The following is a 21520-nucleotide window of genomic DNA, read 5'->3' as shown; positions in this document are numbered from 1 at the left end:
CCAGGCCGTTGCAGCGCAAGGCACTCCCGGGGCATGGCTGGATACCGGGCAGGCCCCCGCCCGCCGGCCTCAAGCCCCCGGCACCACCGGCAGGACCAGGCCAAACGTGGTCGTTCCACCTTCCGACTGGGCAAACACAGTTCCACCATGCATCTTGGCAATCGCCTTCACGATGGCCAGGCCCAGACCGTGGTTGCGGTCTGCGTTGTAACGTGCGGAATCCGCCCGGTAGAAGCGGTCGAACAGATGGCGCAGGTGCTGGGGGGCGATGTCCGCACCGGTGTTGGTCACGGAGATGACGGCTTCCGTGTGCCCGTGCTGCGCCTGGGTGCCGATCTGGATCACGATGCGCGAGCCGCTGGCGGCATACCGCGTGGCATTGCTCAGCAGGTTCGACAGCGCCCTGCGCATCAGTGGCGCATCGAACTGCAGCTGCGCATCGCCGCGCACTTCCACCGTCAGGTCCGCCTCCAAGGCCACCGCTTCGTAGAACTCCACCACATCGGCGGCCACCGCGGCCAGGCTGAACACCTTGGCCTCCCGGGTGCCCGCCCCCCGGTCTGCCCGGGAGAGAAACAGCATGTCCCCCACCATCGCGGCAATGCGGCGCAGGTCCTCCAGGTTGGACTCCAGCACCTCGCGCATCTCCTCCACCGTGCGGGGCTTGCGCAACACCACCTCGGTGCTGGAAATCAGCGTGGACAGCGGCGTGTTGAGCTCGTGGGCCACGTCGGCATTGAAGGATTCCAGCTGCCGGTACGCGTCTGCCAGCCGGTCCAGCAAGGCATTGAACTGCGTCACGATGGGCAGCAACTCTTGCGGCAGCCCGCTGCCGTCCAGGCGGCGGCCGAAGTCCTTGGCCGACAGCTCGTCGATCTGCGAGACCAGCGACTGGATGGGACGCAGACTGCGGCGCACCAGCAAGCCGCCGAACAGGGACAGCAGCAGCGAGCCCGCAATCATGGAAATGAACAGCGCCCAGGCCAGCGCCCGCAGCAGGGCATCATCGGGACGCCGGTCCATCACCAGCGTGGCAGTCGCTGCCTGCGCATGGTCTGTGGTGCGGGACTGGATGGTGACGGCGAACGTCCGCTGCAGCGTATGCTCCGCGCCCAGGCCGGGAATGCGGCTGTCGAACAGCGTGGCGCCCTGGCTATCCACAATGCGGATGGCATAGTCGGCATGGCCGGCCAGAAAATCGGTCAGCACATGGGCCAGCGATTTATCCCGGTGTTCGACGTCGTCGTCACCCAGTACATGGGCCAGCGCCTGCTGCTTCTGGTCCAGCATTTCCTCCTGCCGCGCCGACAGTGTGGTGTCAAACACCAGATACACGGCAATGCTGACCGCCCCCAGCCCCAGCATCGACAGCAAGGCCATCCAGCGTGAAAGCTGCCTGCCGAGGTGCTGCACTCCAGCGGTCTGCTTCATGGCTGGGCTCGGCTCTCCAGCACATAGCCCATGCCCCGCACCGTATGGATGAGCGGCGTCTCGAAGGGCTGGTCCACCTTCATGCGCAGGCGCCGCACCGCCACTTCGACCACATTGGTTTCGCTGTCGAAGTTCATGTCCCAGACCTGCGAGGCCAGCTCCGTGCGGGACAGCACCTCACCCTGGCGGCGCAACAACAGCGCCAGAAGGTTGAACTCCTTGGCCGTCAGGTCCAGCCGCACCCCGGCCCGGACCGCCTTGCGCCGAATCAGGTCAACCTCCAGATCGCCCTCCTTCAGCGCCGTGGGCTCAGGCGCCAGCTGGTAGGCATGCGCCCTGCGCAGCAATACCTGGATCCGCGCCACCAGCTCGGAGAAGGCGAACGGCTTGATCATGTAGTCATCGGCACCGCTTTGCAGGCCGCGCACGCGGTCTTCGACATCCGCACGGGCCGTGAGCATCAGCACCGGCGTCGGCTTGGACTGCCGCAGCGCCGCCAGCACGGCAAAGCCATCAATGCCCGGCAGCATGCCATCCAGAACGATGAGGTCGTAGTCCAGCTCCATCGCCAGATGCAGCCCGTCAATACCGTTCACTGCGACGTCCACGGTATAGCCCTCTTCGGCCAGACCTTTGCGCAGGTACTCGCCCAGCTTGGCTTCGTCTTCAATCAACAGCAGTCTCATCTAACCCATTTTCCCGGATTTGCACGCCTCCGATTGATTACAAATTTGTCATCTGGCCGACGGCTTGGTGTTCGCTGGCGATTTCTACAGTCTGCGCCATCGCACATGGAAACCCGCAGCCGTACCGGCCGCAGGAAGGCCCGTGTGCGCGACCATTTTCTGGAGAAGCACACATGGCAACCCTGGCCCATGCTCCCGGCGGGGCACGTACGCAACGCAAGATTTCCCTGGCATGGATCGCATTGGCGCTTGCCAGCGTGGCATCCGCCACGACAAGCGCGACAGACCTGCCCCCGGCCCTGGTGACGCCAGCCCCCAAGCACACGGCGCAAACCGGCACACCCATGACCCTGGCGGATGCCTGGAACAGGGCGCTGGCAGCCAACCCCGGTCTGAAAGCGGCCCGTTTCGGTGCCGCCGCCACCGAAGGCGCTCTGCTGCAAAGCCAGGCCCGCCCCAATCCCGAACTGGCGTTCAGCCAGGAAGACACCCGCTCCGAGAACCGCTCCAGCACGGTCCAGATCAACCAGGTCATCGAGCTGGGGGGCAAGCGTGCAGCGCGCGTGCGCCTGGCCGAAAGCGAGAAGGCTGCAGCCCATTCCGCCGTGGCCGAAACGCAGGCCCTGCTCCGCTACCAGGTGGTCAATGGTTTCAACGAACTGCTGCTCGCCCAGCAGCGCGTGCAGTTCGCGTCGAAGACACACGATCTCGCTGCACAGGCCAGCGACGCAGCCCGCAAACGCGTCCAGGCTGGCAAAGTGCCTCCGCTCGAAGCCAGCCGCGCCCAGGTGGCACAGGCCCATGCTGCCCTGGAACTGCAGCAGGCCAGGTCGTCGGTAGTGGTCGCGCAGCAGAATCTGGCCGCCCTCTGGGGCGGCCGGACGACGGACATCGGCACGGCCATCGGCGACTTCACTGCCACTGCGGAAGCTCCGACAGCCGACCAGCTGGACGCGCTGCTGGACACCGCCCCCGCCATGGTGCAGGCGCGCCACGCGCTGGAGCAGAGCCAGGCCGCCTCCGCCATCGAACGCGCCAGGCGCCTGCAGGACCCGACCGTGAGCCTGGGCGTCAAGCGGGCCAACGAGGTCGGCCGCAACCAGGTGGTGCTGGGCATCAGCATCCCGCTGCCGCTGTTCGACAGCAATGCAGGCAACCAGCTCCAGGCCCTGCGCAAGGTGGACCAGGCCGAACAGAAATTGCAGGAACAGCGCCTGCAGTTACAGGCCCAGGTGTTCACAGCACGCCAGCAACTGATCAGCAGCAACCAGCAACTGTCCTTGCTCCAGAGCCAGGTGCTGCCCACCGCACAGTCTGCCTACGACATCGCCGTGCGTGGCTTTTCTCTGGGCAAGTTCAGCTTCCTGGATGTACTGGAAGCCCAGCGCACGCTGATCGAAAGCCAGCGCCAGTTGCTGGATCAGTGGATGGCATCACACAAGGCACGCGCAGAAATAGACCGCCTCCTGGGCACGGAATCCCTGGCCGACACACACACTGGAATCTGAACATGTCCGAACCCAAGCAATTCGACGCATCACTCTCTGCTCCCAAACACTGGATCGCCGTCGCAGCGATTCTGGCCTGTGGCATGGTGGCTGGCGCCCTCATCCTCCGGACTCCGGGCACCCCCACTCCGGCCGCAGCGTCCGGCCACGCGGATGCCGACGCGCACCAGGATGGCGAACACCATGGCCAGCCAGCTGAAAAGCATGGCGACCACCAGGAAGCCGACAAGCACTCCGACGAAGAACACCACGACGCCAAAACCGACACGGCCGACAAGGAGAAGACCGCGTCGGCTGCCAACCCGCATGGGGAGGATGCACACGGCCCTGAAGAAGAGGAAGGCCTGGTCCCGCTCAGCGAAGCCCAGTCGAAGAAAGCGGGCGTGACCCTGGCCCAGGCCGGTGCAGCCGCCATCCGCAAGGAAGTCCTGCTGCCGGGAGAGATCCGCCTGGATGAAGACCGCACCGCACACGTGGTGCCGCGCGTGGCCGGCATCGTGGCCTCGGTCCATGCCCGGTTGGGTGAACAGGTCGCCAAGGGACAGCTTCTGGCGGTGATCCACAGTGCCACCGTCTCGGACCAGCGCAGCGAACTGCAGACGGCACAGAAACGTCTGGTGCTCGCCCAAAACACATTCCAGCGGGAAAAGCAGCTTTGGGAAGAGAAGATTTCGGCGGAGCAAGACTATCTGCAGGCCCGCCAGGCCCTGCAGGAGGCCGAAATTGCCGTGACCAACACCTCGCAGAAGCTCGCAGCCATGGGCGCGGGTTCCGGCGGATCGGGCGGCTCCAGCCGCTATGAGCTGCGCGCGCCGCTGGCAGGGGTGGTGGTCGAAAAGCACCTGACCGTGGGCGAATCGGTGACGGAAAGCACCGCCTCCTTCACCGTGTCGAACCTCAGCGCCGTCTGGGCGGAGATCAATGTCGCGGCACCGCAGCTACCCTATGTGATCGTCGGCGCACCTGTGACGGTGCGGGCCACGGCGTTCGAGTCGGCCGCAGAAGGCAAGATCGCCTATGTCGGCGCACTGATCGGGGAACAGACACGCACGGCCCCTGCCCGCGTGGCGCTGGCCAACCCCCAAGGCGTCTGGCGACCCGGTCTGTTTGTGGAGGTCAAGGTCCTCGCGGATGCCGCACAGGTTCCCGTCGCGGTCGACGCCAAGGCCATCCAGCGCCCGAATGGCAAGGACAACGTGGTCTTCGTTCCTGCGCAGGGGGGCTACAAGGCCCAGCGCGTTCAACTGGGGCGCTCGGACGGGAAGACCACCGAAGTCACCGCCGGCCTGCAGGCCGGACAGGACTACGTCAAGGACGGCTCCTTCCTGCTGAAGGCCGAATTGGGCAAGGCGTCTGCCGAGCACACGCACTGAGCCGGAGTCCCCCATGTTTGAGCGCATCATCCGTTTCGCCATCGAGCAGCGCTGGCTGGTCATCGTGGCCGTGGCCGCCATGGCCATCCTCGGCCTCTTCAACTACCAGCGTCTGTCCATCGACGCCGTGCCGGACATCACCAATGTCCAGGTCCAGATCAATACGCAGGCACCAGGCTATTCGCCCCTGGAGACCGAGCAGCGCATCACCTACCCGATAGAAACCGTCATGGCGGGCCTGCCGCAGCTGGAGCAGACCCGTTCGCTGTCGCGCTATGGACTGTCGCAGGTCACCGTGATCTTCAAGGATGGCACCGACATCTACTTTGCCCGCCAGCTGGTCAATGAGCGCATCCAGGAGGCCCGCGAGAAGCTGCCGTCCGGCATCTCCCCCAGCATGGGCCCCATTTCCACGGGCCTGGGCGAGATCTATCTCTGGACCGTGGAAGCCGAAGAAGGCGCCAAAAAGCCGGACGGCACGCCCTACACCCCCATGGACCTGCGCGAGATCCAGGACTGGGTCATCAAACCCCAGCTGCGCAACGTGCCCGGCGTCACGGAAATCAACTCGATTGGCGGATTTGCCAAGGAGTACCTGATCGCGCCGCGTCCGGACAAGCTGGCGTCCTATGGCATCTCGATGGACAGGCTGGTCACGGCCCTGCAGAACAACAACACCAACGTTGGCGCGGGCTATATCGAGCGCGAAGGCGAGCAATACCTCATCCGTGCGCCCGGCCAGGTCCAGGGCATCGAGGACCTCCAGCAGGTGATCGTGGGCACGGCCCTGGGCCAGCCGGTGCGCATCCGGGATCTGGCCGATGTCGAACTGGGACGCGAACTGCGCACCGGCGCCGCCACCGACAACGGCCGCGAAGTCGTGCTGGGCACGGTGTTCATGCTGATTGGCGAGAACAGCCGCGTGGTCTCCAAGGCGGTGGACGCACGCATGGATTCCATCCGCAAGAGCATGCCCGAGGGGGTGAAGATCGTGACGGTCTACGACCGCACCACCTTGGTGGAAAAAGCCATTGCCACGGTGAAGAAGAACCTGGTGGAAGGCGCCGCACTGGTCGTGGTGGTGCTGTTCCTGTTCCTCGGCAACATCCGCGCGGCCCTGATCACGGCCCTGATCATCCCGCTGTCCATGCTGTTCACCTTCACCGGAATGGTGCAGTACCGCATCAGCGCCAACCTGATGAGCCTGGGCGCCTTGGACTTCGGCATCATCATCGACGGCGCGGTGGTCATCGTGGAGAACTGCGTGCGCCGCCTGGCCCATGCGCAGGAGCTCAAGGGGCGCTTGCTCACCCGCAGTGAACGCTTTCACGAAGTGTTTGCCGCCGCCAGGGAATCCCGCAGGCCTTTGCTGTTCGGGCAGCTCATCATCATGGTGGTGTATCTGCCGATCTTTGCGTTGACGGGAGTGGAGGGCAAGATGTTCCACCCCATGGCGCTCACGGTGGTGCTGGCCCTTGCCGGCGCCATGGTGCTGTCCATCACCTTCATCCCTGCGGCGATTGCGCTGTGCATCGGCAAACGCGTCGCGGAGAAGGAGAACCGCCTCATGGTCTGGGCCCGCCAAGCCTATGAACCGCTGCTCACCCGGGTGATGCGCATCCCCGTGGTGGTCATAGCGGCAGCTGTCGTGGCCGTCGTGCTCAGCCTGCTGCTCGCCTCGCGCATGGGCAGCGAATTCGCCCCCAACCTCAACGAAGGGGACTTTGCGATCCAGGCCTTGCGTGTGCCCGGCACCAGCCTCACGCAATCGCTGGACATGCAGATGCAGCTGGAAAGCACCCTCAAGGAGTCTTTCCCGGAGATCGAGCGCGTGTTCGCGCGCACCGGCACCGCGGAAATTGCCTCGGACCCCATGCCGCCGAACATCTCGGACGGCTACATCATGCTCAAGCCCCGGGAACAATGGCCCGATCCGCAACGCAGCCGCGAAGACCTGCTGGCCGCCGTGCAGAAGGTGGTGGAGGCCATTCCGGGCAGCAACTACGAATTCTCCCAGCCGATTCAGCTGCGCTTCAACGAACTCATCTCGGGTGTGCGCAGCGATGTGGCCGTCAAGGTCTTCGGTGACGACACCCAGGTGCTGGAGCGCACGGCACAGGCCATTGCTGCCATGCTGCAGAAGGTGCCCGGCGCCTCGGAAGTCAAGGTCGAGCAGACCACCGGACTGCCCATGCTCACTGTGCAGGTCGATCGCGAGAAGGCATCGCGCTATGGCTTGAACATGGGGGATGTGCAACAGACCATTGCCACCGCCATCGGCGGACAGGAGGCCGGCACCGTGTTCGAAGGCGACCGCCGCTTCGACATCCAGGTGCGCCTGCCGGAATCGGTGCGCAGCGACCTTGCGGCGCTGGAACGCCTTCCTATCGCCTTGCCTGCACAGGCGGACAGCAAGACAGGCTTTGTCCCTCTTTCCACCGTCGCCACGTTTGATCTGTCTCCCGGGCCGAACCAGGTCAGCCGCGAGGATGGCAAGCGCCGCATCGTCGTCAGTGCCAACGTGCGTGGTCGCGATATCGGCTCCTTCGTGGAGCAGGCGCAGCGTGAGCTGGACGCCATCCCCATGCCCAGCGGCTACTGGACACGCTGGGGCGGTACGTTCGAGAACATGCAGTCGGCGCAGCAGCGGCTGCAGATCGTGGTGCCCCTGGCCCTGCTGATGGTATTCACCTTGCTGTTCGCCATGTTCGGCAATGTGCGCGACGGGCTCATCGTGTTCACGGGGATTCCCTTCGCACTGACCGGGGGCATCCTGGCCTTGTGGCTGCGGGACATCCCGCTCTCCATCTCTGCCGCCATCGGCTTCATCGCACTGTCGGGCGTCGCGGTGCTGAACGGGCTGGTGATGATCTCGTCCATCCGGGCACTGCGCGAAACCGGCATGGCCGTCCCCGCAGCGGTACATGCGGGCGCACTCTCGCGCCTGCGCCCGGTGCTGATGACCGCCCTGGTGGCCTCTCTGGGTTTTGTCCCCATGGCCATCGCGACCGGGACCGGCGCCGAGGTGCAGCGCCCGCTCGCCACGGTGGTGATCGGCGGCATTCTGTCCTCGACGGTACTGACTCTGCTGGTGCTTCCGCTGCTCTACCGCCTGGTCCACCGGCACGACCCGTCCGAGGAAGAATTGCCGCAGACGGCACCCTCCTCCCGACCGTCCGTGTCCTGACCGGACCGGAGTGACCCCAAAGCCATGGCCTACCCGCCATGGCTTTGCTGTTTCCGCACGCCGCCCAGAGCGTTCATTGCCGCAATGTCATCTTCCTGTGTGCCTTCCGTCAGCGTGTGCTTTTCACAATGAAACCCTCTCGAAAGCCATGGTGCAAGCCATCGCTTCGAGGTGATTGCAACCTGACTGAAAGGCACACCTTCATGCACACCACACGCACTCCCATTCTCCTGTCCATGGCATTCGCCACCCTGTCACTGGCCACCGTCAACACTGCTTTTGCCAGCAGCTACATCCACCCGAAAAATTCGGAGACGGGATATGTGGTGTACCCCGACCATTTCCGCAGCGACAAGACACGGGCCCAGGTCCAGGCGGAAACGGCCGAGTTCCTGAAGAATGGCGGCACCAATGTATTCCGCAACAGCAACTACCCACTGGTCGACAGCTCGCCGTCGCAGCAGTCGTCGAACAAGACACGCCAGCAGGTACTGGACGAGCTGCTGAACGAGACCCCGGAACAGCGCAAAGCCCGCCGCGAGATGTACCGGGGCTGAGGCCCTGAAGACAAGGTGGTTGGACCAACCACCTTGGGGGTCCAACACCTGCACCACGGCCTGGAAACCGGCCTGCAAATCGCCCTATTTTTCCCTCCGGCCCCTGCGGAACCACCGCTGCTGCAGCTCGAACAGCAGCTCACTGGCCAGGGCCAGCACCGCTGCGGGCACGGCGCCGGCCAGCATCAGCGCGCTGTCGTTCAGTGCCAGGCCGGTGACAATGCGCTCGCCCAGGCCGCCGGCACCGATGAATGCGGCGATGGTGGCCGTGCCGATGGCGATGGCACAGGCGGTGCGCAGGCCTGCAACCACCATGGGCAGGGCAATCGGCAGCTCCACCCAACGCATGCGCTGTGCAGGCGTCATGCCCAGGGCAGACCCCGCCAACCGCAGGCCGGGCGATACTTCGGCCAGTCCGGCGCAGGTGTTGCTCAGGATCGGCAGGATGGAATAGGCCGTCAGCGCCAGCAGCGCCGGCACCCGTCCGATCACCCCCAGCAGGGCGATCAGCACGGCCAGCAGCGCCAGCGACGGGATGGTCTGCACCACGCCCGACAGTCCCAGGGCCAGCGCCCGCAGCCGGGCATGCGGAAACAGCAGCACACCGGCAGGCACCGCAATCAGGGCCGCCGCCCCAACCGAAAGCAGCACCAGCAGCAGATGCTGGCCGGTCAGGGTCCACAGATCGTCCGCCCACAGGCGCTGCCAGAACCGCTGCAGCAGGCCAGGGGATGCTGCGCCGGGCACTGCAGACGCCGCGGCGCCGCTGGCAGCCGCCCTTCCCCCCTCTTCCCCGCTGACTGCGGCCTTTTCTGTGCCGCCCGCGGCTGCGGCCGCGCCTTGCGGCGCCTGCGCGCCGGCCAGAAACTGGCGTGCAATCACGTCAAACGGCAGGGATTGCAGCTCGGCCTGGGCATTCATGCGGACCATCTGCGCTTCGCTAATGCGGCCTTGCAGCGTCTGCAGTGCGGCCCAGGCGTCAGGCTGCTGGCGGTGAAAATCCTTGCGGAACAGCAGCACCGCGTCGTAACGTGGGAAGTACTGCCGATCGTCCTCCAGCACCAGCAGGCCCAGCGCGTCGATCTTGGCATCGGTGGTGTAGATGTCCATCACATCGATCTGCCCCTGGGCCAACACCCCATAGGCCAGGCCATGGTCCAGCCCCGTGGGCCGGGCGCGCAGCTGGTAGCGGGCTGCCAGCCCTTGCCAGCCGTCAGCCCGGCCCAGGAATTCATTGGACAGGCCGAAGCGCAACTCCGGGTGGCGGGCCAGGTCACTGAGCGTGCGAATGCCCAGCTGCTCTGCCTGGGCACGGCGCATGGCCAGCGCATACCCGTCGTTGAAACCCAGTGGCACCCCCACGTCCAGCCCCAGCGGCGCCAGGGCAAGCTGCAGATCGGCCAGCGAGGTATGGGACGGGTCCTTGACGATCTCCTGCGCAATCGTGCCCGTGTATTCCGCATACACATCGATCTGGCCCGAACGCAGCGCCTCATACACGATAGCGGTGTTGCCCAGACCCTGCCGCACCTGTACCGCCGTACCGCTGGCCTGCACAGTCTGCGCCATGATCTGGGCCAGGATGTAAGACTCCGTGAAGCGCTTGGAACCCACGCGCAACTCCGCTGCCTGGGCGCCAGCCACGCCCCAGACCCACAGCCAACACAAGAGCAGGCAGGCAGCCACCCGGCGGTGAACGATCGTCATGCGGGCCATGATAGCAACGGCACGCCAGCCACCCCGGGCCCGGAACGGCAGCGCCAACCCGCCCAACACGCCCACCCCAGCATTCCGCGCGCCAGCAGGCACCCGGGCGGCGGACGGAAGGCAACGGACCAACGGCGCGCAGTGGGCCACTGCTAGCGGTCGCGCAAAGGCCTTAACGCGGTAAGGCAACAGGCGGAGCACGAACGGTACGGCCGCCCTTCCCCAGATCGACAGTCGGCCATGCAACTGCCTCCCAGTGGAGTGCCTGACCACTTGGAAATGCCCAAGAATCGAAAAAATCGCGACCCTGGCGGGCCAGGCGTGGCAAGCAAGGCCTGCGCATTTTTCATCTGGAGGCGTTCAACATGGCTGGTTTCCTGGGCAACTTCAAAATTGGCGCCCGCCTGAGTGCGGGATTTGCCATCATCTTGCTGCTGCTATGCAGCATGGGGGCCGCGGCCTATTTCCAGGCCTCCAGGATCTATGATGGCACCGAGGAAATCGCCGAAAACTGGCTGCCCAGCGTGCAAACGCTGGGCGACGCGCGCGCGCTGGCCAACAGCGCCCGCCGCGCCTCCCTGCGCTCGGTGCTGGAAGTGACGCCCGAAGGCAAACGTACCCAGCGGGCCTTGCACGACGAAGCCATCGCCAAGATGGACACCACCATGCTGGCCTATGACAAGCTGGTCTCCTCCCCCGAAGAGCAAGAGCTGAACCTGAAGATCAAGGCCGCATGGGCCGCCTACCTGACGGTCGACAAGCGACTGCTGGAACTGGCCGAGGCCGGCGAGGAGCGCTTTGCCGATGCCCGCGCCCTGTCCGTCGGGGAATCGGCCAAGGCGTTTGCAACGGCCACCGACCTCATCTCCGGCAGTGTCGAGCTCAACCGCGCAGGCGCTGCCGCCGCGCGGACGGATGCGCAACACACCTACCAGCAAGCCATTCTGGTGGCCGGCGTGCTGGTGCTGTCGGCCCTGGCACTGGGCGTGTGGATTGCCATCGCTCTCACGCGCTCCATCACCAGCCCGCTGGGCCAGGCCGTGGCAGCAGCCAACCGCGTGGCCGGCGGCGACCTCAGCACCCAGATCGATGTGGGCCGCAAGGACGAAATGGGTCTGCTGCTGGGGGCATTGCAGCGCATGCAGCACAGCCTGGTTCAGACCGTTTCCACGGTGCGCAGCAATGCCCAGGGCGTGGCTTCGGCCAGCGCGCAGATTGCCGCCGGCAACCACGATCTCTCGGGCCGCACGGAGGAGCAGGCCAGCGCACTGGAAGAAACGGCCGCTTCCATGGAAGAGCTCAGCTCCACCGTGCGCCAGAACGCCGACAACGCCCGCCAGGCCAACCAGATGGCGGTCAACGCCTCCACCGTGGCAGCCCAGGGCGGCGAGATCGTGGCCGAAGTGGTGGAGACCATGAAGAGCATCAACGACAGCAGCCACAAGATCTCCGACATCATTGGCGTGATTGACGGCATTGCCTTCCAGACCAATATCCTGGCGTTGAACGCTGCCGTCGAAGCCGCCCGCGCCGGAGAGCAAGGCCGGGGCTTTGCCGTGGTCGCCGGCGAAGTCCGTGCACTGGCCGGCCGCAGCGCCGACGCAGCCAAGCAGATCAAGCAGCTGATCGGCACCAGCGTGGAACGCGTGGGCCAGGGCACCCTGCTGGTGGACCGAGCCGGCACCACCATGAACGAGGTGGTGGCCGCCATCCGCCGGGTGACCGACATCATGGGCGAGATCAGCGCCGCCAGCACCGAACAAAGCCAGGGCGTGGCCCAGGTGGGTGAAGCCGTGACCCAGATGGACCAGGCCACCCAGCAAAACGCTGCCCTGGTGGAGGAGATGGCCGCCGCCGCCAGCAGCCTGAACACCCAGGCCCAGTCGTTGGTGGAAACCGTGGCGGTGTTCAAGCTGTCTGCTTACGAGCAGCCTAGCCCGGCGGCCATGGCGACGCCCGTGGCCCACAGCCAGCCAGCAAGTCCATCCACCGTCCCGGACACGTCCGCCACGCCGTCCGTCCGTCCCTTCTCCCGCCCCGCACAGTCGGGCTCCGGCACACCGGCTGCACCGGCCCTGCGCCGCCCCATCTCTGGTGCATCTGGCGCATCGAGTGCGGCCAGTACTCCCGCCCCCAAACCCGCTACCGTGGGCCAGGACATGGACGATTGGGAGAGTTTCTAAGCATGAGTAGCTGCGGCTCCGGTGATTTGGATGCACCGCATCACCGCATCCACCACTACGCCATAAAAAAGGGCTTCCTGCGAAGCCCTTTTTCTTTGCACAAAACTCACGCAGCCCTTACTGCACCTGCAGATCCCGCCGTGCCGCACATAGCTCGGGCAGGTAACGCCGGGCGACACGCTGCGCCTCGGCGGCCAGCAGCGACGGCAGGCCGGGTTGCGCCGCCAGGGTCTGCCAGGCCTGGGCGGCTTGCTGGCCGGCTGCAGCCTGTGCTTCTAGACTGTGGGCGGCACCCCACTGGGCCGTTCGGCGCAATGCCAGTTCGGCCCTGCGCTCGGTGCGGCGCAACTGCGGGGTGACCAGAATGGTGCCGCGCCGCCATTGCTGCAGTTGCAGCATGGTGCTCTGGGTGGCGCGCAGGGCCAGGCCCAGCTCCGGCAAGGTGGCGCGGCGCGGGTGCTGGGTCTTGTCGGCCCAGCGCACCAGGCGCAGCAGGCGGTGGTGTAATTGCGCCTGCCAGAAGCCGGTGGGCGCCACGGCCATGCTGGCCGGCAAACTGGGCAGCAAACCGGGCTTGCCCTCTTCAACCATACGCTGGGCCAGCGCAGGCACTTCGGCCACCATCATCTGCGCCAGCGTGCGCATGCGGCGCTGGGCATTGGTGGGGTAGATGCAGCGATAGACCAGCCAGGCCAACGCCGGGCCGGACACCACGGCCAGCGCCATGGTTGCGCTCTTGCCCATGTCCTGTGTATACGGAAAGACCGGCGCCAGCAGGATCAGCATGGCCATATTGGTGTCCATGGCACCGGCGGCGGTGCGCTTGTGGGCAAACACCAGCCCGCCCAGCAGGGCAAAAGGCAGCAGCATCCACACCATCTGCCAGCCGGACTGTGCCCAGGGCCACACCAGCCACTGGCACAGCAGGGCCAGCGCTGCACCTATCAGTTGACCGCGCAGCACAAAGGCCATGGTGCGGTTCGGGTTCTCGAAGGCCGAGAACACCAGCAGCATCACCGACAGGCCCAGCATGCCAAAGGCAATCAGGCTCCAGCCCGTCCAGGCCCACAGCAGGCCGAAAAACAGCAAGGTGCCGCCTGCGCGGATCGCGGCTTCGCGGGCGCCCACCCAGTCGCGGTGCAGTGGCAAGGGATCAACCCGGCGGTCGACCCATGCCGTGCCCGCACGGGCAGGTCCGCCCAGGTCCAGCTGCTCGGCACGCACGGCGCGGCGCATCTCCTGCATCAGTAGGTACAAGGCGTTCAGCCCGGGTTGCACCGCATGGCCGTCTGCCTGGATACGCTCTACCAGCGCTTCACAAGCGGCAATCGCCTGACGCAATGCAGCATCCACCGGGTGTGCGGCCGCGCTGTCGGCCGCCGGCGCCTGGCGCAGCACCTGGGCCAAAGCCTGTAGTGCATCGGCTAGGGCCGCAGGCGAAGCGCCAGCGTCGTCAGGTATCGCGGCAAAGGCCCACACCGGGTCCAGGGCGTCAGTCACAGCCGTGCTGTCCTGCGCCGTCTGCCCCAGGTGGTAGACCAGCTCCAGCGCCTGGTGCTGCTGCCAGTGCATGGCCTTGCTGGTGTTGCGCGCGGTGCGCGATCCTTCGGGGTAAAGCTCCAGCAACTCCTCCACCTCGGCCAGACGCACCAGCAGGCTGGCATTGTCCAGCCCTGGCGCGGCGCTGTGGCCACGCAACCGGGCCACGCAGGCGTCCAGCACGGCGGCCAGGGCCTGGCGACTCTGGGCGATCAGAACCGCTGCCTTGCGCCGGGGAGCAAAACACCAGGAGATGCACAGCGCGGCGAGCACGCCGGTCACCACCGTGAGCATGCGGTCCCAGGCGAACGGCCAGACCTCTTCGGCCCCGCCGTGGTGCAGCAGCACCACCATGGCGGCCGAATAGCCCGCCAACATGCAGCCATAGACCATATAGCCCCGCTGCAGATTGCCCAGAAAAGCGCACAGCCCTCCCCACAAGGCCAGCCCCACGGCCAGCACCCAGAGCGAGCCCTGCGCCATCAGCACCAGCGCCACGGCAAAGGCCACACCGACCACGGAGCCCGCAAAGCGGTAGATGCCGCGCGACAGCAGATGCTCGCGCATGGGCTGGCTGGACGCCCAGGCCGACATGGCCGCCCAGTGCGGGTGCTCCAGCCCCAGGGCATAGGCCACGGCCAGCGCCACAAAACCGGCCAGTGCCGTGCGCAAGGCAAACACCAGGGTGGGCAGGTGGAAACCGCAGGCCGCCATGCCGCGCTGCCACCTGGATGTGTGAGCGTCCTGCACCATCACCGCCCCCGCTCCATCGTGGGCTCGGTGTCGTCCGCATCCTCCACCGCATCGCCCAGCTCCTGCGCCATGCGCTGCTGTAGCTGCAGCATGCCCTGCAGCAGCAGTTGCGAGGTAGCCGCATCCATGCCGTCCAGCAGACGTCCTTCCACCTGCACCAGCTTGGCGCGCACATCGGCCACGGCGGCGTTTCCGGACTCGGTCACCTGCAGCAGCTTGCTGCGGCGGTCGTGCGCATCGGTTTCGCGGCGCACCAGGCCCCGGTTTTCCAGCAGATCGACCACCCGCACCAGGGTAGAGCTGTCCAGACCCACGCGCTGCGCCAGGGCCTTGAGGCTGATGCCTTGCGCTGCGGCATGCAGGTGAAACAGCGGCGCCCAGGTGGCGTCGGTCAGCCCCAGCTCGGCCAGGCGCAGGTGGACCACACGGCGCCACTGGCGGCCCAGGCTCATCAGCGTGTAGCCGAACAACGGTGCTTCAGCATGGTTCGATGGGAGCGTATGGCCCACCTTGGTGGACTGGGTCGAACCCACCACAGGCGGCATGGGCGCCGACTTTTTGACGGCACGGGGACGAGGGCTGGCAGTGGAGCGTGGCATCAATGCTTTGTAGATTAAATAATTTGCAATTCAAACCATTTTATCTAGCAATCAATCCCGCACTGCCTACAGGGTGCCTGCAGCGCCCTCTCCTAAGCTCTGTCTACCGGCCACGCCCTTGGGCGGAGCACAACCCGCCTTGGCTTTGCGCTCCACGCTGCGGCCAGCCGGCCCCAAATCAAAAGGGTTAACCCTTGGTTTTGTACGTTCCGCGCCATGCTGCTGTCGTGTATCGGACAACTTCATCCGTTTGTGACCTGCTGATCCAAATCAGACCTCGTCCCTGACGCGACAATGGGGCTGTTTTCAGTCACAGAAACGACAGGCCATGGACGACCCGATTCTTACTATCGAAGAAAGAGAAGCGATCAACTCAGGACGCTGGTTTTCATCCCTATCCCCGTCATTACGGCACGACATACTTCGATGCGCATACGTCAAACGTTTCAAGGATGGTGCACTCATCTGCGCCCGCGGCGAGCCGCCCGAGGAATGGATTGCCTGCGCCAAGGGGGCGGTGCGCGTGAGTTCGACCTCCATCACGGGCAAGCAGATCACGCTGACCTATGTGGAACCGGGCATCTGGTTTGGGGATGTGTCGATTTTCGACGGGGACCGGCGCACGCACGATGTGTACGCCCATGGCGCGACCACGCTGGTGTGTGTGGCCAAGGCAGATTTCAAGCGCATTCTGGCCTCGCATGTGGAGTTCTACGAAGCCATGCTGTGGCTGCAGGCGCGGCGCATTCGCCAGCTGTACGGCCTGGTCGAGGACTTGAACACCCTGCCCTTGCGTGCCAGGCTGGCCAAACAGCTGCTGCATCTGGCACGCAGCTATGGCATTCCCAGCCTGTCGGACAACCAGGAAATCCGCATCGGACTGCAGCTGGCCCAGGAAGAGCTGGCCCAGCTGCTCGGAGCATCGCGCCAGCGTGTGAACCAGGAACTCAAAGGCATGGAGCGCGAGGGGAGCATCCGCATCGAACCAGGTGGGCTGGTGGTGCGGGACCGCAATGCGCTTCTGCGCATTGCGGAAACCGACCTGTAAGGACTTATGAGCAAATTTGACCACTTTGTAGGAACCAAGCCCGTCTCGGACACCCACGCATTCGACATGGCGGCCCTCACCGCCTGGATGCAGCAGCATGTGGAAGGCTTTGCCGGCCCGCTGCAAGCGGAAATGTTCAAGGGCGGACAGTCCAATCCCACCTACAAGCTGGTCACGCCGGGGCGCAGCTATGTGATGCGCTCCAAGCCCGGCCCGGTGGCCAAGCTGCTGCCGTCGGCCCACGCCATCGAGCGTGAATTCAAGGTCATGCGCGGCCTGGCGGGCACCCAAGTGCCTGTACCCCACATGTATGCCCTGTGTGAGGATGAATCCGTCATCGGCCGCGCCTTCTACATCATGGAATTCAAGGAAGGCCGCGTGCTGTGGGACCAGTCGCTGCCGGAAATGACACCCACCCAGCGCGGCGCCTACTATGACGAACTCAACCGCGTGATCGCGGCGCTGCACACCGTGGACTTTGCCGCCCAGGGCCTGGCGGACTACGGCAAGAGCGGCAACTATTTCGAGCGCCAGATCGGCCGCTGGAGCAAGCAGTACGTGGCCTCCATCACCCAGCCCATCCCCGAGATGGACAAGCTGATGGCCTGGCTGCCCGCCAACCTGCCTGACAGCGCCAGGGACGAGAGCAAGGTCTCCATCGTCCACGGCGACTATCGACTGGACAACGTGATGTTTCACGCCACCGAGCCCCGCGCCGTGGCCGTGCTGGACTGGGAGCTGTCCACACTGGGCCATCCCCTGGCCGACTTCAGCTACCACTGCATGGCCTGGCACATCCCCAGCACGCTGGGCCGTGGCATCGGCGGTCTGGATCTGGCCGCACTGGGCATTCCTTCCGAAGCCGAATACCAGCGCCGCTATTGCGAGCGCACCGGCCTGGCCACACCCGAACAGCTGCAGGCCGACTGGAACTTCTACCTCGCCTACAACATGTTCCGTATCGCTGCCATCCTGCAAGGCATTGCCAAGCGGGTGGAAGCCGGCACCGCATCCAGCGCCCAGGCCAAGGCCTCGGGCGACACGGCCCGCCCCATGGCGGAGCTGGCCTGGTCCTACGCCCAGAAACACCGGGCTTAATCCGTTCCGCCTGGCAACAGACGGTTTTCCCATCCCCCCACTGTGCAAAACGGCATGCGGCTGCCGGGGGGCAGCGCGCGCCCATGTGCGCCCACCACCCTCAAGGAGACACCATGGACTTCGACTACTCCCCCAAAACCAAGGAGCTGCAAGCGCGCCTGCAACGCTTCATGGATGAATACATCTATCCGAATGAAGCCACCTACTGGAGCGAGCTGGAAGCCAACACCCAGGCCGGCAAGCGCTGGAGCCACCTGCACTTCCTGGACGCCCTCAAGGACAAGGCCAAGGAACAAGGCCTGTGGAACCTGTTCCTGCCCAAGGACACCGCCGAGATCGCCGGCGTGGACGGCGCCGGCCTGACCAACCAGGAATACGCCCCCCTGGCCGAAATCATGGGCCGCGTGGGCTGGGCCTCCGAAGTGTTCAACTGCGCTGCGCCCGACACCGGCAACATGGAAACCATTGCCCGCTACGGCACCAAGGAACACCATGAGCGCTGGCTCAAGCCCCTGCTCAACGGCGACATCCGTTCCGCGTTTGCCATGACCGAGCCGGAAGTGGCCTCGTCCGATGCCACCAACATCTGCACCCGCATCGAACGCCAGGGCGACGAATACATCATCAACGGCCACAAGTGGTGGATCTCCGGCGCAGGCGACCCCCGCTGCGCCGTCTACATCACCATGGGCAAGTCCGACCCCGAGGCACCCAAGCACTCGCAGCAGAGCATGGTTCTGGTGGCCGCCGACACCCCCGGCGTGCGCGTGGTACGCCCGCTGTCCGTGATGGGCTATGACGATGCGCCCCACGGCCACATGGAGATGTATTTCGAGAACGTGCGCGTGCCCGCCAGCAACATTCTGCTGGGCGAAGGCCGCGGCTTCGAGATCGCCCAGGGTCGCCTCGGCCCCGGCCGCATCCACCACTGCATGCGCCTGATCGGCAAGGCCGAGCGCGCCCTGGAACTGATGTGCAAGCGCGCCAGCAGCCGCGTGGCCTTCGGCAAGACCATCGCCCAGCAGACCGTCACCCAGGAACGCATTGCCGAGGCGCGCTGCCGCATCGACATGGCCCGTCTGCTGACGCTCAAGGCCGCGTGGATGATGGACACCGTGGGCAACAAGGTGGCCCGCACCGAAATCGCCATGATCAAGGTGGTGGCGCCCAAGCTGGCCTGCGACGTGATCGACTGGGCCATCCAGGTGCACGGCGGCGGCGGCATGAGCCAGGACTTCCCGCTGGCCTTTGACTACGCCCACGCACGCACGCTGCGCTTTGCCGACGGCCCGGATGAAGTCCACCGCAACGCCATTGCCAAGTGGGAGCTGGGCAAGTACGGCACCTATGGCAAAAACGCCGACGTGCCTATCACCCGCGGCAGCTGATCACCACTGACAGGCGTGCCATGCGCCTTGCCCCTGCACTTGTCCGCCCGTGTGCGGGGCTGGCCCTGGAACATCGCGTTCCGGGGCCTTTTTTATGGCCTGCACACGCAAGCTGCATGTGTGCAGATGCCGCCACGCCCGAAGCACACGGGCAGCCTGGTCTGCCACAGCAACACTCCCAGGGCACGTGGTGTTCTCCGGAAGTTGGGCACTTGACGGCATCAAACAGAGCAAACGGGGCAATCGCCCATTGATAGACCATTTTTACCAAATGGTCATAACCTTTAGGCATGGGTGACTGTGGCGCCGCAGCCTCAGCAACCATCAGCGCCACTGATGGCGTAGTTTCCACATTTGGTGGACCAAAAACAATCAAATCAAAGAGTTGCACCCAAGCACCTTCACCTCGCCATCATCAGACTTGATAGCAAGCACCCTCGGCACCATGCAACAAAGTGGCCGCCTACAAACAAACCTTTACAAAGCTGGCACCCCCCTAGAATCAGCCCGACCACACACGCTTTTGTGGTGCGGTCATGGCGGCGTCCCCCCATGCCTGCGTTGGCATTCCAGTTTCTAACAAAGCTTCGCGCACTCTCAGCGGCCCCGTGCTGCAACCCCCACCATGCAGTTTTTTCATAACCTCAAGCTCTCCAGCAAACTGTTGCTGTCTTTTGCTGCGATTTTGGTGCTGACCGCACTGATCGGCCTGCTGTCGATCGTGCAGCTCGACCGCGTCAACCAGACCGGCACGGATCTGGCCCGCCAGTGGCTGCCGGCCACCCGCACGGCCATGGAGGTCAAATACCAGCTGCAGCGCTATCGTTCGCAGGAACAGCAGCATGTGCTCAGCGCCTCCCCCGAAGAAGCTGCCACCTACGAGCAGACCATGCCCAAGCTGTGGGACGGTCTGCAACAGAACGTGGAGCTGCTGAACAAGTTTCTGAACACCGATGACGACAAGCGCCTGCACGCCGAAATCGTGCAGGCCATGGGCCAGTACAACCAGGTGCATGACAAGGCAATACGTTTGTCGCGCGAACAGCAGACAGCCGAAGCCACGGCCCTGTTGCGTGGTGAAGCGCTGACCATCAGCCGCAGCATCAACAGCAAGGTCGATGTCCTGTTCGAACACATCAATACAGGTGCCGACACCGCCGACAAGCTGGGTGACGAGATCTACACCGCATCCCGCAACCTGATCTGGGCCATCGTGGCCATCAGCATGGCCGCTGGCCTGGCGCTGGCCATCTTCATTGCCCGTCTGATTTCGCGCCCCCTGAACCACGCCGTGGAACTGGCCCAGGCCGTGGCTGGCGGTGACCTGAGCCGCCGCATCGAAGCCACCTCCACCGACGAAACCGGCCAGCTGCTGCAAGCCCTCAAGCAGATGAACGACAGCCTGGTGCAGATCGTGGCCCAGATCCACCAGGGCAGCGATTCCATCGCCACCGCCACCCAGCAGATCGCCACGGGCAACCAGGATCTGTCCTCGCGCACGGAACAGCAGGCCAGCTCGCTGGAAGAGACTGCAGCCTCGCTGGAAGAGCTGACCTCCACCGTCAAGCAGAACGCCGCCAATGCCCGCCAGGCCAACCAGTTGGCGGCCAGTGCGTCGCAGGTGGCGCAACGCGGCGGTGCCGTGGTCAACCAGGTGGTGGACACCATGACCGCCATCAACACCTCGTCGCGCAAGATCGTCGACATCATTGGCGTGATCGATGGCATCGCCTTCCAGACCAACATCCTGGCACTGAACGCCGCCGTGGAAGCTGCCCGCGCCGGAGAACAGGGCCGTGGCTTCGCCGTGGTGGCGGGTGAAGTCCGCACCCTGGCCCAGCGCAGCGCCGAAGCAGCCAAGGAAATCAAGCACCTGATCGATGACTCGGTCGGCAAGGTGGAAGAAGGCAACTCCCAGGTCGCATCGGCCGGGCAGACCATGAGCGAGATCGTCGACAGCGTCAAGCGCGTGACCGACATCATGGGCGAGATCACCGCTGCCAGCGACGAACAGACCTCGGGCATCGAGCAGATCAACCAGGCCGTCGCCCAGATGGACCAGGTCACCCAGCAAAACGCGGCCCTGGTGGAAGAGTCCGCTGCCGCCGCCAGCTCCCTGCAGGAGCAGGCCCAGCAACTGAGCCAGACCGTGCGCGTATTCAAGCTGGCCAACGGCCCTGCCGCCCTGGATCTGACGGCAACCCGCCCCGTGGCCGCTCCCCGTGCCACGGCCGCCGTGTCCGCCCCACGTCCCGTCGCCAAGACCCCCGCCAAGAGCGTGGCCGCAGCGCCCCGCCCTGCCCTGGCACCGGCCGCCCCACGCCGCCCGGCGGCTGCGGCATCTACCGCCCAGCATGAGGGCGAGTGGGAAGCTTTCTAAGCTTCTAAGCACCGCCAAAGCACAGCCTGCCGCTGTGCGCCCCATGCACACAGGCCCTGCGGGGCCTGTTGTCGTTCCTGCGG

14 protein-coding genes are annotated in these 21520 nt (G+C 65.2%); 9 read left to right on the top strand and 5 right to left on the bottom strand.

Annotation, left to right across the window (positions count from 1 at the left end; all coding sequences use genetic code 11):
* Positions 1 to 69 precede the first annotated feature (69 nt).
* Together CT3_RS08800 and CT3_RS08795 are read right to left on the bottom strand one after the other, a co-directional pair.
* On the bottom strand, positions 70 to 1431 hold the full coding sequence (locus CT3_RS08800; RefSeq protein WP_066534814.1) for a heavy metal sensor histidine kinase: 1362 nt from the start codon (positions 1429 to 1431) through the stop codon (positions 70 to 72).
* Positions 1428 to 2117: a heavy metal response regulator transcription factor gene (locus CT3_RS08795; protein ID WP_066534828.1), complete on the bottom strand. Its 690-nt coding sequence runs from the start codon at positions 2115 to 2117 to the stop codon at positions 1428 to 1430. Before CT3_RS08795 ends, CT3_RS08800 begins: the two co-directional genes overlap by 4 nt.
* Positions 2118 to 2290: 173 nt before the next feature.
* Between CT3_RS08795 and CT3_RS08790 the strand changes: the two genes are divergently transcribed.
* From CT3_RS08790 to CT3_RS08775, 4 genes are all read left to right on the top strand, one after another.
* The gene (locus tag CT3_RS08790) at positions 2291 to 3625 is read left to right on the top strand and encodes a TolC family protein (protein ID WP_098066125.1); all 1335 of its coding nucleotides are present in this window, start codon (positions 2291 to 2293) and stop codon (positions 3623 to 3625) included.
* 2 nt (positions 3626 to 3627) lie between these two features.
* The gene (locus tag CT3_RS08785; protein WP_066534831.1) at positions 3628 to 4998 is read left to right on the top strand and encodes an efflux RND transporter periplasmic adaptor subunit; all 1371 of its coding nucleotides are present in this window, start codon (positions 3628 to 3630) and stop codon (positions 4996 to 4998) included.
* 13 nt (positions 4999 to 5011) lie between these two features.
* Positions 5012 to 8185 carry a CusA/CzcA family heavy metal efflux RND transporter gene (locus tag CT3_RS08780; protein ID WP_066534834.1) on the top strand — a complete coding sequence of 1058 codons (3174 nt, stop codon included), beginning with the start codon at positions 5012 to 5014 and terminating at the stop codon, positions 8183 to 8185.
* A 203-nt stretch (positions 8186 to 8388) separates the two neighbouring features.
* Positions 8389 to 8742, top strand: coding sequence for a DUF4148 domain-containing protein (locus tag CT3_RS08775; protein ID WP_066534837.1), 354 nt, complete (start codon positions 8389 to 8391; stop codon positions 8740 to 8742).
* Positions 8743 to 8826: 84 nt separating this feature from the next.
* Here the strand turns inward: CT3_RS08775 and CT3_RS08770 are convergent, their stop codons facing one another.
* Positions 8827 to 10449: an ABC transporter permease/substrate-binding protein gene (locus CT3_RS08770; protein ID WP_066536074.1), complete on the bottom strand. Its 1623-nt coding sequence runs from the start codon at positions 10447 to 10449 to the stop codon at positions 8827 to 8829.
* A gap of 365 nt (positions 10450 to 10814) precedes the next feature.
* Here CT3_RS08770 and CT3_RS08765 point away from each other — a divergent pair, with 365 nt between their 5' ends.
* Entirely contained in the window at positions 10815 to 12632 is a 1818-nt protein-coding gene (locus CT3_RS08765) for a methyl-accepting chemotaxis protein (protein WP_066534840.1), read from the top strand.
* Between the two features lie 117 nt (positions 12633 to 12749).
* On the opposite strand, the gene CT3_RS08760 is transcribed toward CT3_RS08765, so the two are convergent.
* Complete coding sequence (locus tag CT3_RS08760; protein WP_066534846.1) at positions 12750 to 14924, bottom strand: FUSC family protein; 2175 nt, start codon at positions 14922 to 14924, stop codon at positions 12750 to 12752.
* Positions 14924 to 15523: a MarR family winged helix-turn-helix transcriptional regulator gene (locus tag CT3_RS08755; RefSeq protein WP_225608571.1), complete on the bottom strand. Its 600-nt coding sequence runs from the start codon at positions 15521 to 15523 to the stop codon at positions 14924 to 14926. The genes CT3_RS08760 and CT3_RS08755 overlap by 1 nt, the downstream gene beginning before the upstream one ends.
* Positions 15524 to 15851: 328 nt before the next feature.
* On the opposite strand from CT3_RS08755, the gene CT3_RS08750 reads away from it, so the two are divergent.
* The 4 genes from CT3_RS08750 (at position 15852) to CT3_RS08735 (ending at position 21437) form a co-directional block, all read left to right on the top strand.
* Positions 15852 to 16571 (top strand): Crp/Fnr family transcriptional regulator, encoded by a 720-nt coding sequence (locus CT3_RS08750; protein WP_066534849.1) that lies wholly within the window; start codon positions 15852 to 15854, stop codon positions 16569 to 16571.
* 6 nt (positions 16572 to 16577) lie between these two features.
* Positions 16578 to 17669: a phosphotransferase gene (locus CT3_RS08745; protein WP_066534854.1), complete on the top strand. Its 1092-nt coding sequence runs from the start codon at positions 16578 to 16580 to the stop codon at positions 17667 to 17669.
* A 113-nt stretch (positions 17670 to 17782) separates the two neighbouring features.
* Positions 17783 to 19057: an acyl-CoA dehydrogenase family protein gene (locus CT3_RS08740; protein WP_066534862.1), complete on the top strand. Its 1275-nt coding sequence runs from the start codon at positions 17783 to 17785 to the stop codon at positions 19055 to 19057.
* A gap of 625 nt (positions 19058 to 19682) precedes the next feature.
* Positions 19683 to 21437 carry a methyl-accepting chemotaxis protein gene (locus CT3_RS08735; RefSeq protein ID WP_066534864.1) on the top strand — a complete coding sequence of 585 codons (1755 nt, stop codon included), beginning with the start codon at positions 19683 to 19685 and terminating at the stop codon, positions 21435 to 21437.
* Positions 21438 to 21520 lie beyond the last annotated feature (83 nt).

The sequence above is a fragment of the Comamonas terrigena NBRC 13299 genome, from assembly GCF_006740045.1.
Classification (GTDB): Bacteria; Pseudomonadota; Gammaproteobacteria; order Burkholderiales; family Burkholderiaceae_C; genus Comamonas; species Comamonas terrigena.
The sequence above is the reverse complement of the archived record's forward strand: the minus strand, read 5'-3'. Positions and strand labels throughout refer to the sequence as shown.